Genomic DNA, 17349 nt, shown 5'->3' with positions numbered 1-17349 from the left:
TATAAAAGTAACTGATTAAGTGGGCGTATTTAACCATAAAGTGACGTAAAATATCATATTTAATCTTAGTGAAAGAGTATACAATACAAAACAAGTAGGAGGATTAGCGATGGATTTAACAATATCTCGAGGCTTAAAAAGCGTTTTAAACAGTTTAGGATATCCATTTAATTCAACTTCAGGTGCACTAAATACTAATATAATAGATAAAAATTTGAATACTAAATGGACAAAAGATTCACTTTGTTACGATGTACTTGATAAAGAAGCAACTGATAAACAAATTTTAGCTTGTAGTGATGTTAGTAATTTCTATCAATTTGTTCCTCCTTATTTTGCCGCTCTTTCTAGTACTAATGGATTGCAAGCAATAGAACGCTTAGCGTCATATGAGCAGCTTATTGGGCCTATCAAAATGGGTACTTTTAGAGAAGGTGATAATTTTCGTATTCATATTAGTTATTTAAAAGATTATTGCAAAAATTCAAGGTTTAGTTTACTAGTTGATCAAATATCGTTAGTAAGTTTGATTAGAACAGGTACAAATAAAAAAATAAAACCAATTTCAATTGGCTGCCAATATACATATGGTCCAGAGATAACCGAGTATATAGGAATTAAGCCTCAAAAAAGCTTAGACAATTACTTGGTTTTTAATCAGCAAAATTTACTGGAACCATTTTCTACTCAGAATGACATTATCTGGGATCTAATGGAACCGGGGTTAAAACAGGATATTATTGATCTTGATGGCGAACATTCATTTTCAAAATTAGTTCAAAATATACTTTTTAAGTTGATTGCTGGTGGAAATTTTCAATTACAAGATGTAGCAAATGCAATAGGGGTGTCTTCTCGAACAGCGCAACGTTGGTTAAAAAGCGAGGGAACGAATTTTGAAGCGCAATTAAGAACAGTCAGAAAAATATTGGCGCTCAATCTTTTGCAAGATATTACATTAAGTACGGCAGAAGTAAGCTTTTTAATAGGATTTAAAGACGTGACTTCATTTTATAAAAGCTTTAAGAAATGGACAGGAATGACTGCCTTAAATTATCGGCGTCAACTGATATTAAAAAATGATTTGATGTAATAGTCATATTAAGAAAATAAATTAGGAGTAAAATAAAATGGCAAATTTAAGAGATGGTGTGTTTCACGGTACTGGTTCAGGTAATCGTGGAGAAATAAATGTTTCTGTAACGGTAAAAAATAATAAAATCAAAGATGTTAAGATTGATCAGCAAAATGAAACTGAGGGTATTAGTAATGCTGCTTTAAAAAAAGCACCAGAATTGATTGTTGAAAATCAGTCTTACAATATTGATGCGGTTACAGGTGCTACGATAAGTTTTCATGCAATTGAGAAGGCTGTTGAGAATGCACTTATTAAGGCTGGCGATACAACTGGCTTAAATAAAAAAATTGACTTAAGAAATGTTGCTAAAACTAACGATAAACAAGATTACCGTTATTTAGATCCCGCTACTTTAAAGTTTGAAGACAAAGCAGATGTCTTAGTTATAGGCTCCGGTGCTGCTGGCTTATCTGCTTCAATTGCTGCTCGACAAAAAGGAGTATCCGTTATATGTCTCGAATACACTTCAAGCTATATGCTGTCAGATGCGACCTTATCTGGGGGATACTATAATGCTGGTGGAGGAACTAGTTTACAAAAGTCACAGGGTATTGATGATACTAAGGAAAACTGGAATAATTACTTGAAAGCAGTTGGTCAAGGTTATGAAGATCCAGACATGCGTGAAGCTATGGTTGAATATGGTGCTGAAGATTATGAATGGCTAGCCAATGATGTGGGAGTCAAATTTGAAGAAGTTCAAGAGATTGGCAATGAAGAAGCTATGAAGGACTATGCTAAACCTGCAGCAAGATCACATGTTACGGTAGAAAAAAGTGGATATGGAATTACTACACCTCTATTCAAGAAAGCTAAAGAAGTTGGAACTAAGTTTATTTTTAATATTACTGCAGAAAACTTAATTACGGATAAAAATAGTCGGGTTATCGGTGTTCATACGAATAAAGGAAACTTTCGTGGTAAAAGTGTAATTGTTGCTACTGCTGGCTTCTCTCGCAATAAAGAAATGCTTAAAAGTTTTGCACCAGACTTTGCAGTCGGTGAATCATATGGGTCCATTAGACAAATGGGTGATGGTATCACCATGGGAGCACAAATCGGAGCTAAATTAAGAGACATGTGGATGCCTATTGCAACGTGGGTTGCAATTAAATCCGGAAATAATGTAAGTATAGGTCCATTGTGTCCATCTTGGACAGATCCTTATATTTGGGTTGGTACGGATGCTAAAAGACACCTAAGTGAAGATACTTATTTTGAATTTGCAGCTAAGGAAATTGCTACTTTAGATCAAGGCTTTGTTTGGATTATCTTTGATCAAGGAATAGTTGATAAAATGCCGACTGCATTTTCCGCACCTGCACCGTCACCCCATTTGAAACGTGAGATTGAAGATGGATACATTAAGAAAGCTGATAGCATTGAAGATCTAGCTAAACAAACTAATTTGGATTCAGCTACTTTAACAGAAACAATCAATAAATGGAATGCTGATGTAGAAAAAGGTAGAGATACTGAATTTGGTCGTAAAGTTGATTTGACAGAATTAAAGAAACCACTTTACGCTGCTAAAATGGCACCCGCAACCCCTGATATGGCCGGTGGATTAACAATTAATAAGAAAACAGAGGTTTTAGATAATCAAAATAATCCTATTGTTAATTTATATGCCGCTGGCAGTACCACAGGTGGTTGGCGAGGCAAAATTTATCCAGGTTGTGGTATAGGTATTACAAATGCTATTGTTTTTGGCAGAATTGCTGGTGAAAGTGCTGCAAAAAACGCTCAAGTAAAAACTGATACTAGTTCCGGTGCTTCACAAAATTAGTTTTTGAAGTTAAATATATTTAAAACTGGATACATTTGCATCCAGTTTTTTTCTTTAGAAAATACTTATGCTAATCAACCTAATTTGTGCATTTTTACTCTACCCTGTATAATTAAGACAACTTTAAATGAAAGTAGCCGACTATGTTTAAAATTATTGTTGAATTATTCTTTTTAGTGATTATACAGGCTGCGATCACACCTTTTATTAGGCGATTAGCTTTTGTATTAGGTGCTGTCGACATTCCCAATAAAAGAAGAGTAAATAAAAAACCAATGCCAACCCTAGGGGGATTGGGTATTTTTGTCACCTTCAATATAGGAGCTTTTATTCTTCTGCGCGATCAATTTCCAACTCATGAAGCATTCAGCATACTTTTAGGTTCTAGTGTAATCGTTTTGACTGGTATAATCGATGATATTATGGAGCTGAAACCAAGACAAAAAATGCTGGGTATTTTTATCGGTGCTTTAGTAATTTATTTTCTTGCCGGTATTAAAATGAATGTTCTTAACCTACCATTTTTGAACAAACAAATAAATTTGGGATGGTGGAGCCTGCCAATTACTATTTTTTGGATCTTAGCTTTAACTAATGCTGTTGATTTAATTGATGGGCTTGACGGATTGGCTGATGGTGTCTCTATGATTTCGCTTATAACGATGGGAATTGTGGGCTATTTCTTCTTGCACACTGGTCAACTCTATATTCCGATCGGTTGTTTTATGCTGGCAGCTTGTTTGCTGGGCTTTTTACCCTATAACTTTCACCCGGCTAAAATATTTTTAGGTGATACGGGAGCGTTATATATTGGGTTCATGATTGCCGTATTTTCTCTAAAAGGTTTAAAGAACGTCACTTTCATTTCATTACTTGTGCCAGTCACTATTTTAGGCGTGCCGATTACTGATACGCTTTATGCCATGATTCGGCGCAAACTTAATAATCGGCCCGTTTCTCAAGCTGATAAACATCATTTGCATCATCAACTTATGAAAATGGGCTTGACACACAGACAAACTGTTTTAAGTATTTATGCAATATCACTGGTCTTCTCTTTTATTTCCCTTTTATTTTTATTGTCGCCAATGTGGGGCATGTGGGTCTTAATTGCTGGTTTGGCAGTTGCTCTTGAATTTTTCGTAGAGTCCATCGGACTTTTAGGTGAAAAATATAAGCCTTTGCTGAATCTAACCCAAAAATTAATTAATTCACGCAGTAAAAAAGATCCAACGGTGGAAGTTTGGCATCTGGGACAAGATAAACCTGAGCAACTAAAAAAGAAGAAAAAAGAATAAATTTTAAAGTTGACTCACATTTCACATGTGAGTCTTTTCTATTGCTCATGGTAGTTGTTTCGAGTGACAGGTACCTCGTTATATCTTTGGGGAAGAAGCTCAAATTCTACTTTACCCGCCAAAATATTGATTAAGTCTTTTTCGAGTTGCTTTAACTTGTTTTCATCAATAAAAATGGAAATTGTGACTTGCGCTCCATAATCTATATTATCAATGAAAATCTTTTTTTGATTAAGATAATGCTGAGTTTCGTCAAATTTTTTATAATCAACTTGAAATTTCAAGCCTTGTTGCTGCACGCGCTTAACCACTCCAATAGCTTCAACCGCTTTAGTGACACTGTTGGAATAGGCACGAATTAAGCCGCCAGCTCCCAGTTTTATCCCACCAAAATAGCGCGTTACTACCACGGTAACGTTTTTAAGATTCATTAATTGAAGCGCCTTTAATTCTGGAACACCTGCGGTTCCGGATGGTTCACCATTATCGCTTGCTTTGACATGCTCGTCATTTAATCCAATAGTGTAAGCAAAAGTGTTATGGGTAGCATCACGGTATTTTTGGGTAACAGCATTAATTGCACTTTCAGCCTCTTTAACGGTTAAAGTTCTTATAACAGTGGCAATAAAGCGACTTTTTTTAATTATTAATTCATGGTCACCATTTTCCTTAATGGTTAAATAGTTTTCTTTTTCATTTTCATTCAAAACAATCAGCCCTTTTTGCGTACTTATCATTGGAGGACAAAATGGAAAATATTTCTCATCTTGCTGGTCGTCAATGGCTTAGTAGTCAAATGGATTTTAGCACAAAGAAAGGTATAACAAAAATCAAGGCTATCATCAATGATCGGTGTTCACGATGCAATGCTAAGGTTTGGGCTAAATTGCCGAACGGCAAAAGATATTGTCGCGAATGTATTGGTTTAGGAAGAGTAGTTGAAGGTGATTATCTTATTCGTAGTGGGGAGAAAGTAAACTTCCCTCAAACAAGAAACGGTGGCTTAACTTGGGATGGTAAATTAACAGCTCAACAAGAAAAAATCGCTAAGGATTTGGTTCAGAACTACATAAATAAGCAAAATACTTTAGTTCATGCAGTAACCGGTGCTGGTAAAACTGAAATGATGTTTCCTTTGATTGCCCACTGTTTAGCGGAAGGAAAGCGGTGCTGCATAGCTGCACCGAGAATAGATGTAGTTAATGAATTATTTCCCCGCTTGCAGATGGCATTCACTAAAATCAGAATTGGTAAATATCATGGACATGAATACCGAGAGCCAGGCTTAGAGCAATTAACCATCTGTACCACCCATCAATTATTAAAATTTTTCCATGCTTTTGACTTATTGATCATTGATGAGGCTGATTCTTTTCCATATGTGCAAAATCCTGGGCTTAATTTTGCAGCGAATAATGCGCTTAAGAATAATGGCCGGATGGTATATTTGACAGCAACACCAACAAAAAAGCTGTTAAAACTTGTTAAAATGGGCAAAATTCAGCAATTAAAGTTAAATAGACGTTTTCATGGCCATCTTTTGCCTGTACCAAAAGAAAAACTGTTTTTACGTCCATTTTTAGAAGGTAAACGGATTAATCCAAAACTTATGCAAGAAATTAGCAAAGTAATTAAGGCTAAGCATCCACTACTCTTGTTTTTGCCCAAAATTGATTTGATTAAACCATATGTTAGTGCGCTTAAAAATGAGCCAGAATTCAATCAAGTAACAATAGAGGGTGTACATGCTAATGATGTACAAAGAATTGCAAAAGTTGATAAATTCAGGCGTGGACAAATACAATTGCTTGTTACCACTACTATTTTGGAACGTGGAGTAACCTTTAATCATGTTTGGGTAATTGTGGTCCAGGCTGATGATAAAATTTATAATACTTCTAGTTTGGTCCAAATTGCGGGGAGAGTTGGTCGGGCTAAAACTGATCCAACGGGTTTAATATTATTTTGCTACCAAAAATATACTTCAAGTCTGCGTAATGCTATGAAGCAAATTCGTGAGATGAATAAATGAAAAAATGCCTATTATGTGGACAGTATTTTATTTCGAAAATGTCATTTTTACATTTGTTTTCTTTGCCCCAAAAAGATTGCAAAAGTATTTGTGACCACTGTTTAAAAAAGTTCATTCATATACCTGAAAAGCATTGCCCAATATGCTCGGGAAATTTAAATCAAAATAAGATTTGCTCTGATTGTGTGACTTGGCAAAAAATATATGGCGAAAAGTTATTAATTAATCACTCTGTTTATTTATATAACAGAGCATTCCATGATTTAATGGTTAACTATAAACGTTATGGTGACTATGTTTTATACGCTGCACTGCAAGAATTGTGTGTTAAAGAACTATCTAAATATAAAGCTGATGTTTATGTCCCAGTTCCAACTTCTTCTGAGCACATCGCTCAAAGACGATTTGATACAATCACTGCACTATACGGTAGTCTTGTTCCTTTAACAAATGTACTGGGTAAAAAATCAGGACTAGGAGCTCAGGGAGAGAAAAATCGTGCTGAAAGATTAAGAAGTAAGCAAAGTTTTTTTGTTAAGAAAAACTTTACGATTAATTTTCAAAAATGCACTGTTCTCTTGCTGGATGACATATACACTACTGGCAGAACGCTTTATCATGCTCGAGATGCGCTGGCAAAAATTTTCCCCAATGCGAAAATTAGTAGCTTTACTTTATGTAGATAAAACAAAATTGTTCAGCGCTTTCATGTTTTGTTATAATTTTGCTATAATATAGGTAACATAAGACTGCAATAAGCAGTTGAAAGGAGAATCTCATATGTTAAAGTATAATGTTCGTGGTGAAAATATCGAAGTAACGGATGCTTTAAGAAGTTACGTAGAAAAGCGCCTTAAAAAATTAGAAAAATATTTCGATTTAAATCAAGATATGATTGCTCATGTTAATTTAAAGGTGTATCGTGATCATAAGGCTAAAGTTGAGGTAACCATACCACTGCCATACTTAGTATTGAGAGCTGAAGAAACAACTGACGATATGTATCGCAGTATTGATTTTGTTTCTGAAAAATTGGAAAGACAAATTAGAAAATATAAGACACGTGTAAATCGTAAGAGTCGTGAAAAAGGAATTAATGATTTCTTCGTTGAAAGCGCTGAGGAAGATTCAAAAGACAAAGAGAGTAATGAATTTACGATTGTTCGTAATAAGCAAATTGGCTTGAAACCAATGAGTCCCGAAGAAGCAATCCTGCAAATGAATATGCTTGAGCATGATTTCTTTGTTTTCCAAGATGGTGAAACCGGTGGTACAAGTGTTGTTTATCGCAGAAATGACGGCCGTTATGGTTTGATTGAGACCAAATAGCAATAATATTATCAAGTAAGGGCCCCACATTTAGTGTGAGGTCTTTGTTTTGTTTATTTTTCATTTAGCGCTAATCATGGTAAAATTATAATGTGTTTTTATACTTTAACTACATATAAGGATCGATTAAATGGTAAACATTTTAAAGAAACTATACAATAACGATAAAAGAGAACTGAAAAAATTTGAAAAAATTGCAGATAAAGTTGAAAGTCATGCAGACGAATACAGTCGGCTTTCTGACGAAGAATTACAGGCAAAAACACCTGAATTTCGTGATAGATTGAAAAATGGTGAAAGCTTAGATTCGCTCTTGCCAGAAGCTTTTGCGGTTTCTCGTGAAGGAGCCAAAAGAGTTTTAGGTTTATATCCATTTCATGTTCAAGTATTAGGTGGTATTGCGCTACACTATGGTAACATTGCCGAAATGATGACTGGTGAAGGTAAGACCTTAACTGCGACTATGCCTGTGTATCTGAATGCATTAACAGGAAAAGGTGTTCACGTTGTTACTGTTAACGAATACTTGTCCAGTCGTGATGCCGAAGAAATGGGTCAGCTTTACAAATGGCTAGGTTTAACTGTTGGCCTTAACCTGAATGCTATGTCTCCTGATGAAAAGCGTGAAGCATATAATTGTGATGTAACTTATTCGACTAACTCTGAATTAGGCTTTGATTATTTGCGTGACAATATGGTTGTTTACAAGGAACAAATGGTTCAACGTGAACTTAACTATGCTATTATCGATGAGGTTGACTCAATTTTAATCGATGAAGCCAGAACGCCATTAATTATTTCTGGCGAGGCTGAGCAGGCTAATGGTGACTATATTCGAGCTGATCGCTTTGTTAAAACTCTTAAAGAAGATAAGAGTGATGATGATGCAGATGATGACAAGGATTATGGCGATTACAAAATTGACTGGCCTACTAAGACTATTTCTTTAACTAGAACTGGTATCCAAAAAGCTTGTGATCACTTTGGTCTTAAAAACTTGTATGACGTTGAAAATCAGAAATTAGTACACCACCTTGATCAAGCTTTAAGAGCAAATTACATTATGCTTAAAGACATTGATTATGTTGTGCAAAACGGTGAAGTCTTAATTGTTGACTCCTTTACTGGTCGTGTTATGCAGGGACGGCGCTATTCTGATGGCCTGCACCAGGCTATTGAAGCTAAAGAAGGTGTTAAGATTCAGGAAGAATCTAAGACGCAGGCGACGATTACTTACCAGAACTTTTTCAGAATGTATAAAAAGCTTGCCGGTATGACAGGTACTGCTAAAACTGAAGAAGAAGAATTCCGTGAAATTTACAACATGCAGGTAATTACTATCCCGACTAACCGTCCTTTGATCAGGAAAGATAATCCGGATATTCTGTATCCTACTTTGTCATCTAAGTTTGCGGCAGTTGTTAATGAAATTAAAGAACGGCATTCGAAGGGCCAACCGGTTTTAGTTGGTACCGTTGCGGTTGAAAGCTCTGAAAGATTGAGTAAATTACTCGACAAAGAAGGAATCCCCCATGCCGTTTTGAATGCTAAAAACCATGCTAAAGAAGCGCAGATTATCATGAATGCTGGTCAACGCGGTGCAGTCACTATTGCAACCAACATGGCTGGACGTGGTACTGACATTAAATTAGGGCCAGGTGTGAAAGAATTAGGCGGACTATCTGTCATAGGTACTGAACGTCATGAATCACGTAGAATTGATAATCAGCTCCGTGGACGTTCAGGTCGTCAAGGTGATCCTGGTGTTACCCGTTTCTATCTCTCGCTTGAAGATGATTTGATGAAACGCTTTGGCGGTGACAGAGTCAAAGACTTCCTTGACCGTTTGTCTGACAATGATGATGACAAGGTAATTGAGAGTCGCTTGATTACTAGACAAGTTGAATCTGCTCAAAAACGAGTAGAAGGTAATAACTATGATACCCGTAAGCAAACATTGCAGTACGATGATGTTATGCGTATTCAACGTGAGATTATTTATGGTGAACGGATGCAGGTTATTGGTGAAGAGAAGTCACTTAAGGATGTTTTAATCCCAATGATTCGTCGCACCATTAATAGCCAAGTAGACATGTTTACACAGGGTGATCGCAGTAAGTGGCGGCTTGATTCACTGCGTGACTTTATTTCTTCAAGTTTAACGAGCGAAGAAGAAACTGATGCAATTGACTTCAAAACAATTACAGTTCCTGACTTAAAGCAAAAACTGTATGATATTGTTGAAGCCAACTATGAAGAAAAAGAAGCGATTTTGGCTGATCCTTCAGAAATGCTTGAATTTGAAAAGGTAGTTATTTTACGGGTAGTTGATGATCGGTGGACTGATCATATAGATGCCATGGACCAATTACGGCAGTCAATTAGTTTGCGGGGCTATGGTCAACTTAATCCGCTGGTAGAATATCAGGATTCTGGCTACAACATGTTTGAAGAAATGATATCAAATATTGAATTTGATGTGACTCGTTTATTTATGAAAGCTGAAATTAGACAAAATCTTAGTCGTTAATAGTTAAGATGGGAGAGAAAGCAGCTGCTTTCTCTTTTTTACTGAAATTTTATTAAAAATAAAGGAGCTAATGCAAAAATATGGAAATAAGTGACATTCAAAATGAATTGGATAGTTTAAAAAAGCGGTTAGACCACTTTAGGGGGTCTCTTTGACTTAGATTCTATAAATGAAAATATCATTGTTAATGAAAATAAGATGCAAGATCCGACTTTTTGGGATGATCAGGAAAAAGCACAAACTTTGATTAGTGAAACAAATGTGTTGAAAGAAAAACGTGATTCTTTGGTCAAATTGGAAAAGGATTACCAAAATGAAACTACAGCACTGGAATTACTTCGTGAAGAAACAGATCAAGATTTACAAAAAGAAGTTGAAACCGATCTGCAAAAATTGCAAACAGAGTTTCATGATTATGAGCTAGATTTACTCTTATCTGGTAAATATGATGATCACAATGCGCTGATTGAAATTCATCCGGGTGCAGGTGGCACTGAAGCGATGGACTGGGGCCAAATGCTCTTGCGAATGTACCAGAGATATGCTGACATTCGCGGCTTTAAATTTGAAATTAGTAATTACGAACCCGGAGAAGAAGCAGGTCTTAAAAGCGTTAGTGCAAAGATTACTGGTAAAAATGCCTACGGGCTAATGAAATCGGAAAATGGTGTTCACCGTTTGGTGAGAATTTCTCCCTTTGATTCTGCCAAAAGGAGACATACCTCTTTTGCTTCAGTTGAAGTTATTCCAGAAATTGATGACAGTATTAAGGTGGATATTGATCCTAAAGATCTTCGTGTCGACGTTTACAGGTCAAGTGGTGCGGGTGGCCAGCATATTAATAAAACATCAAGCGCTGTCAGAATAACGCACTTACCGACTGGGATAGTGACTACTTCTCAGGCACAGCGTTCACAGTTGCAAAATCGGGAAACCGCAATGAATGAACTGCGAGCAAAATTGTTTCACTTAGAAGAAGAAAAGAAACGTAAGCATAAGCAGGAGCTTAAAGGTGACCAAAAAGAAATTGGCTGGGGCTCACAAATTAGATCTTATGTTTTTCATCCTTATAATTTGGTTAAAGATCTGCGCACAGGCTATGAAACTTCCGATACAAGTGGTGTAATGGATGGCAAACTACAACCGTTTGTTTATGCATATTTACAATGGCTTTTAAGCCAGGAAAATCCGGAGTAGGTGGTTAGATGAGTTTTTGGGGAATTGTTGGATTAGTATTATTAGCAGTTGTTATTCTAAGTATTATTTTTGCCATATTTCACATCTTTTTCATGATATTACCTGCGGCCCTAGTAATTATTGGCATTATCTGGTTAATCAATCATTTTACCAAAAATGATGATAATAATGATGGACACTCGGATATCAATTCCAGTTCTTATACCTGGAACAATTGGAGTGAAAATAATGAAACTAAACCAAAACGAAAAAAAGTACGCGATGCTAAAACTAAAGATGTCGACAAGTAATAAAGGGGCATTTTGAAATGACAAACGCTGTTAAATTAAAAAATTTAATTCGTGATAATAAAATTGTTCACGTTGTGCAGGGAAAACAATATATCAATAATAAGGAGATTGTTGTATCTGATATTTATAGACCAGGACTAGAGTTAACTGGCTACTTTGATTTTTATCCCCGTCAGCGTATTCAGTTACTTGGGCGCACAGAAATTTCTTACGCCGCTAGACTAGACCACGATAGTTTAGTGCAGGTTTTTAAAAAACTTTGTACCCCTGATACGCCTTGCTTTTTTGTATCGCGTTCTCTGCGAATACCACCTGAATTAGCTCAAGCTGCTGATGAGGCGGAAATTCCTATTCTTTCTTCACCAGAGTCAACTACATATGTTTCCAGTATTTTGACGGAATATTTAAGAGAGCGACTGGCTGTGCGTGATACAATTCACGGCGTCTTAGTCGAAGTTAAAGGTATGGGCGTGTTACTGACTGGTGATTCGGGTGTAGGAAAATCTGAAACTGCTTTAGGTTTAATTCATCGCGGTCACCGTTTAATTGCAGATGATCGAGTTGATGTTTATCAAAAAGATGTGGAAACCGTGATGGGTGAAGCTCCGGAAATATTAAAACACCTAATGGAAATTCGTGGTATTGGTATCATTGATGTTATGGATTTATTCGGTGTTGGAGCTGTTAAAAATCGTGAAAGCATTCAGCTAGTTATCAAACTTGTCAATTGGGATAATAAAGCTAATTATGATCGTTTAGGTTTTGAGGAAAGCAAACGAGATATTTGTAATGTTGAAGTTCCCCAAATTACCATTCCTGTTAAAGTCGGTCGTAACATGGAAGATATTATTGAAATTGCAACTATGAATTTCCGCGCCAAGAGAAGCGGCTATAATGCTACAAAAACTTTTGACAATAATTTAACGAAATTAATTAAGAAAAACTCTCAAGCAGACTCAGCAAAGGATAAGAATAAATGATATTGACCATTAATCCTGTAGCATTTAAATTAGGAAACCTAAGTGTCAAGTGGTATGGCGTTATTATGGCTGTGGCAATTATTTTAGCTGTCTCAATGGCAATCATTGAAGGTCGTAAACGTCAAATTGAAAGTGATGATTTCATGGATTTGCTATTGTGGGCTGTTCCTATTGGATATGTGGGCGCCCGTATTTACTATGTTATTTTTGAATGGAATTATTATTCTCAGCATCTTGGCGAGATAATTGCTATTTGGAATGGTGGCATAGCTATCTATGGTGGCCTACTGGCCGGACTGGCGGTTTTACTGGTATTTTGTTATAAGAGAATGTTGCCACCATTTCTGATGCTGGACATCATTACCCCAGGAGTAATGGCTGCTCAAATATTAGGCCGCTGGGGTAATTTTATTAATCAAGAAGCTCATGGTGGACCGACAACGTTAGCTTTTTTACAAAGCTTGCACTTACCTGATTTTATTATTAATCAGATGAAAATTGGTGGAGTTTACTATCAGCCTACTTTTTTATATGAATCTTTTTTTAATTTGATTGGTTTGCTGATAATATTGTTATTAAGACACAGGAAGCATCTGTTTAAACAAGGCGAAATATTTATGCTCTATTTGGCATGGTATTCTGTCGTGCGTTTTTTTGTAGAAGGCATGCGGACAGATAGTCTTTATCTTTTGGGATCGATTCGGGTTTCGCAAATGCTCAGTGTCATATTGCTGATTGTGGTTATAGTATTATTTATTTATCGCAGACGAGTTGTTAAGCCTAAATGGTATCTAGAAGGCAGTGGCTTGAAATACCCTTATAGTCGAGATTAATAATTTATTTAAGTGAAAGAGAGTAAAAAATGACGAAAATTGCAGTTTTAGGAGCAGGTTCATGGGGCACGGTTTTAGGTTCAATGCTTGCGGATAAAGGATATAACATCGTTTTATTTGGTAATAACGAAAAAGTTAATGACGAAATCAACCAGTGTCATACTAATGAGCATTACATGAAAAACTGGCAGGTAAATAAAACGGCCGTTGCTACAGGTGATTTAAACGAAGCCTTAAGAGGGGCTGAAATTGTCTTATTTGTTTTACCTACTCAAGCAATTCGCAGTGTGGCTAAGAATGTAAGTAAAATCTTAAAGCAAACTAATGCCAAGCCGCTTATAGTTACTGCGACGAAGGGTATTGAACCTGGTTCTAAAAAACTGATATCAGAAATTTTAACAGAAGAAATTTATCCCGATGATGAGGATAAAATTGTAGCTATATCTGGACCTAGCCACGCTGAAAGTGTTGCTCAAAAAGATTTGACTGCCATTTCATGTGCTTCAACCAGCATGGCAAACGCACAAAAAGTGCAACAGTTATTTTCAAATGATTATTTCCGTTTATATACCAATAGTGACTTGATTGGTGTTGAAGTGGCTGGTGCGGTTAAAAATGTTATTGCTATTGCGGCAGGGATTTTAGTTGGTAAACATTATGGTGACGATGCTAAAGCTGCTTTAATGACACGAGGATTAGCAGAGATTACGCGCTTAGGAGTTAATTACTTTGGTGCCAACCCAATGACTTTTAGTGGTCTTGCAGGAATTGGTGATCTGATTGTGACTTGTACATCTGTTAATTCCCGTAATTGGCGCTGTGGTAAGCAATTAGGTGAAGGTAAGAGCCTCGACTATGTCTTGCAAAATATGGGTCAGGTTGTAGAAGGTGCCACAACAGTAAAGGCCGTGCATGAATTATGTGCAGAAAAGAACATTGATATGCCGATTAGTGAAGCTATCTACCGCGTTTTATACCAAAATTCTAATGTTGATGACGAAATTACTAAAATGATGGGTAGAAGTCCTAAACAGGAGATTAGACTTTAACATGCAAATCGTTGTACTATTTACTTACGAAAAATAAGAAAGTACTGGGGGTAAAACTATGACTGAAAAATATGACGTAATCATTATCGGAGCAGGACCTGGTGGCTTAACTGCTGCTCTTTATGCTTCTCGTGCAAACCTTTCAGTGTTAATGCTTGATCGAGGTTTGTATGGTGGTCAAATGAATAATACCGATGCAATTGATAACTATCCCGGTTTTAGTGAGATTAAAGGGCCAGAATTGGGTGAAAAAATGTATAAATCTGTCATGAAATTTGGCGCCAAATTTGAATATGGCGATGTGCAATCGGTAACCACCTCTGGTGACCAAAAAATAGTTAAAACAGATACTGGCCAGTACAGTGCATCTGCTTTAATTATTGCTACTGGTGCAGATCATCGTCATTTAGGAGTTCCTGGTGAAGATGAATATTCCGGTAAAGGTGTTTCTTATTGTGCGGTTTGTGATGCTGCCTTTTTTAAAGATGAAGATATAGCAGTTATAGGTGGTGGCGATTCTGCTATTGAAGAAGGAATTTACTTGGCTCAAAGTGCTAAATCCGTTACGGTTATACATAGGCGAGATCAACTACGCGCTCAACCAACTCTGCAAAAACGTGCTTTTGCTAATCCTAAAATGCATTTTATTTGGAATGGCTTAACTCAATCTATTGATGGTGACGGCAATAAGGTTACTGGCGTAACCTATAAAGATAAAGAGACCGGTGAAGAAAAACACTTAAAGACTCGCGGTGTTTTTATTTACGTTGGTGTTATTCCTCAAACTGCTCCATTTAAAGATTTGGGCGTAACTGATGAGAATGGTTGGATTCCAACGGATGACCATATGAGAACTAAAGTTGATGGTATTTTTGCTCTGGGTGATGTAAGGGCAAAAGACTTGCGCCAAATTGCCAATGCAGTTGGTGATGGTAGTATTGCTGGCCAACAGGCTTATAATTATTTGCAAGATTTAAATGATCGGTAAATATAACGATTACAAAAAGAATTCAGCTTAAATGAATTCTTTTTTTATTTTTACAGATAGCGATAGTGATAAATGCTAGAATATAATTTATGAAAACGAATTAAATGCTAGAAAAAGAGGAACATTACTGAAATGAATGTAAGAGAAACATTTCAAAAATGGCAACAGGCACCAAATCTGCCCGATTATTTAAAAGATCAACTGTCTGAACTTGGTCAAAATCCTAATTGGGTTGAAGATGCGTTTGGGCAAGATATTAATTTCGGTACAGCCGGCATGAGGGGCAGACTAGAGCCGGGAACTAATCGCATCAATTTGTACACTGTTGGTCGTGTAACAGAGGGCTTAGCTCGGTTGATAGATGAAAAAGGTGAGCAAGCTCAAAATAAAGGGGTGGTAATTTCTTTTGATTCACGTTATCATTCACGCGAATTTGCGGAACATGCGGCGCGAATCTTAGGAAGCCATAATATCCATGTTTATCTGTTTGATGATTTAAGACCAACACCGGAATTATCATTCGCTGTTAGATACTTACACGCTACGGCAGGAATTAATATTACTGCTTCACACAATGCTAAACAATATAATGGTTACAAAGTTTATGGTGCTGATGGTGCCCAAATGGGTCCTGAAGATGCAGAGCGAGTTTTTGAGTATTCTCAAAAAGTAACAGATATTTTTAACGTTAAAGCAGCGCCCATAGTGCAATTACGTGCACAAAAAACTTTACAGCTGATTGGTGAAGACATTGATGAAGCTTATTTAGCAGAATTAAAAACGGTAAATGTTAACACCGACCTTATACGGCAAAATGCCGATAAATTAACAATTATTTATACCCCATTGCATGGTACAGGTAAAATGATTTATGATCGCGCATTCAGGCAAGGAGGTTTTACTAATGTAATTCCGGTTCCCAGCCAGGCAATTATTGATCCGGAATTTCCAACAACTAAAAAACCAAATCCGGAATATCGTGATGTTTTTGATCCGGGAATAAAATTGGCAAATGAAAAACATGCAGATTTAATCGTTGCCACGGATCCCGATGCTGATCGAATGGGTGCATGCGTTCGCACCAAAAATGGTGATTTTCAGGTGCTAACTGGTAACCAAATTGCTACGTTGATGATTTATTATTTATTGGTTAATTTAAAAAATAATGGTCAGTTGAATCCTGATTATGAGTTAATTACTTCGGTAGTTTCAAGTAGCATGCCATTTAAAATTGCCCGAGATTTTGGTATTAAAACCAAGTCGGTTTTGACCGGTTTCAAGTTCATTGGTGAAGAAATCGATCGTATGAGTAAAACACATGATGGCAAATTTTTAATGGGCTTTGAAGAAAGCTACGGTTATCTTTTCAAGCCTTTTGCGCGGGATAAAGATGCCATGCAGGGTGCATTAATGTTTGCTGAAGTTGCTTCATATTATGCTTCGCGCAACATGACCGTGCTAGATGGTCTCAATGAAATTTGGCAAAAATACGGTACTTCATATGAAATTACTAAAGCCATTGAAATGCCCGGTATTGGTGGTCAAAAGAAAATGGCAAAGTTAATGTCAAAATTGCGCTCAGAGCATTTAAAAGATATAAATGGGGTTAAGGTTGACAAAATTCAAGATTTTTTAAAGCAGCAAGAAATTACCGAGAATGGTGTTAAACCGCTAGCAGGATTACCTAAATCCAATGTATTAAAATATTATTTAGCAGATGAAACTTGGCTGGCCTTAAGACCATCTGGTACAGAACCAGTAATTAAAGCCTATGTCGGAGTTAATAAGCCCGATATTGCAACTGCTCATGATGCGGCTGAAAGTTATCAAAAGGCAATGGCAAAACTGTTAAAATAAGACAAAAATAATGCGAAAATACGTTCGAGAGTGTAAAAT

General features: G+C 36.5%; 15 protein-coding genes. 14 read left to right on the top strand and 1 reads right to left on the bottom strand.

Annotated features, from left to right (window positions below):
* The first annotated feature begins 109 nt into the window (after nt 1–109).
* The 3 genes from AAA915_RS02325 to AAA915_RS02315 all read left to right on the top strand — a co-directional run bounded on the left by AAA915_RS02325 (nt 110) and on the right by AAA915_RS02315 (nt 4225).
* Nucleotides 110–1093: a helix-turn-helix domain-containing protein gene (locus AAA915_RS02325; protein ID WP_338199525.1), complete on the top strand. Its 984-nt coding sequence runs from the start codon at nt 110–112 to the stop codon at nt 1091–1093.
* Between the two features lie 37 nt (nt 1094–1130).
* Entirely contained in the window at nt 1131–2927 is a 1797-nt protein-coding gene (locus tag AAA915_RS02320; protein ID WP_338199523.1) for an FAD-binding protein, read from the top strand.
* A gap of 143 nt (nt 2928–3070) precedes the next feature.
* The gene (locus tag AAA915_RS02315; protein WP_110445855.1) at nt 3071–4225 is read left to right on the top strand and encodes a glycosyltransferase family 4 protein; all 1155 of its coding nucleotides are present in this window, start codon (nt 3071–3073) and stop codon (nt 4223–4225) included.
* 38 nt (nt 4226–4263) lie between these two features.
* Here AAA915_RS02315 and AAA915_RS02310 read toward each other — a convergent pair whose 3' ends face one another.
* On the bottom strand, nt 4264–4932 hold the full coding sequence (locus AAA915_RS02310) for a YigZ family protein (protein ID WP_420915098.1): 669 nt from the start codon (nt 4930–4932) through the stop codon (nt 4264–4266).
* Nucleotides 4933–4973: 41 nt separating this feature from the next.
* Between AAA915_RS02310 and AAA915_RS02305 the strand changes: the two genes are divergently transcribed.
* The 11 genes from AAA915_RS02305 (at nt 4974) to AAA915_RS02255 (ending at nt 17310) form a co-directional block, all read left to right on the top strand.
* A complete protein-coding gene (locus tag AAA915_RS02305) occupies nt 4974–6257 on the top strand; it encodes an ATP-dependent helicase ComFA (protein ID WP_338199519.1) in 1284 nt (427 codons plus the stop codon).
* Complete coding sequence (locus AAA915_RS02300) at nt 6254–6943, top strand: ComF family protein (RefSeq protein WP_338199517.1); 690 nt, start codon at nt 6254–6256, stop codon at nt 6941–6943. The genes AAA915_RS02305 and AAA915_RS02300 overlap by 4 nt, the downstream gene beginning before the upstream one ends.
* 94 nt (nt 6944–7037) lie before the next feature.
* Nucleotides 7038–7586, top strand: coding sequence for a ribosome hibernation-promoting factor, HPF/YfiA family (gene hpf, locus AAA915_RS02295; protein WP_046324605.1), 549 nt, complete (start codon nt 7038–7040; stop codon nt 7584–7586).
* Between the two features lie 130 nt (nt 7587–7716).
* Nucleotides 7717–10116 carry a preprotein translocase subunit SecA gene (secA, locus tag AAA915_RS02290; protein ID WP_294602059.1) on the top strand — a complete coding sequence of 800 codons (2400 nt, stop codon included), beginning with the start codon at nt 7717–7719 and terminating at the stop codon, nt 10114–10116.
* 80 nt (nt 10117–10196) lie between these two features.
* Nucleotides 10197–11313, top strand: a protein-coding gene (gene prfB, locus AAA915_RS02285; protein ID WP_338199513.1) for a peptide chain release factor 2 whose coding sequence is annotated in 2 segments (ribosomal slippage) — nt 10197–10268 and nt 10270–11313 — 1116 coding nt in all. Because the reading frame shifts where the segments join, the coding sequence is not laid out codon by codon here.
* Nucleotides 11314–11321: 8 nt separating this feature from the next.
* The gene (locus AAA915_RS02280; protein ID WP_338199511.1) at nt 11322–11603 is read left to right on the top strand and encodes a hypothetical protein; all 282 of its coding nucleotides are present in this window, start codon (nt 11322–11324) and stop codon (nt 11601–11603) included.
* A 17-nt stretch (nt 11604–11620) separates the two neighbouring features.
* Nucleotides 11621–12583 (top strand): HPr(Ser) kinase/phosphatase, encoded by a 963-nt coding sequence (hprK, locus tag AAA915_RS02275; protein ID WP_338199509.1) that lies wholly within the window; start codon nt 11621–11623, stop codon nt 12581–12583.
* Nucleotides 12580–13416, top strand: coding sequence for a prolipoprotein diacylglyceryl transferase (gene lgt, locus AAA915_RS02270; protein ID WP_338199507.1), 837 nt, complete (start codon nt 12580–12582; stop codon nt 13414–13416). The genes hprK and lgt overlap by 4 nt, the downstream gene beginning before the upstream one ends.
* Before the next feature lie 29 nt (nt 13417–13445).
* Nucleotides 13446–14465: an NAD(P)H-dependent glycerol-3-phosphate dehydrogenase gene (locus tag AAA915_RS02265; protein WP_338199505.1), complete on the top strand. Its 1020-nt coding sequence runs from the start codon at nt 13446–13448 to the stop codon at nt 14463–14465.
* A gap of 58 nt (nt 14466–14523) precedes the next feature.
* Entirely contained in the window at nt 14524–15453 is a 930-nt protein-coding gene (trxB, locus tag AAA915_RS02260; protein ID WP_338199503.1) for a thioredoxin-disulfide reductase, read from the top strand.
* 132 nt (nt 15454–15585) lie between these two features.
* A complete protein-coding gene (locus AAA915_RS02255; protein ID WP_338199501.1) occupies nt 15586–17310 on the top strand; it encodes a phospho-sugar mutase in 1725 nt (574 codons plus the stop codon).
* The last annotated feature ends 39 nt before the right edge of the window (nt 17311–17349 follow it).

It is taken from the genome of Lactobacillus rizhaonensis, assembly GCF_036246345.1.
Taxonomy (GTDB): Bacteria; Bacillota; Bacilli; order Lactobacillales; family Lactobacillaceae; genus Lactobacillus; species Lactobacillus rizhaonensis.
Note: the sequence above shows the minus strand (reverse complement) of the source record. Positions and strands in the feature narration are given on the sequence as shown.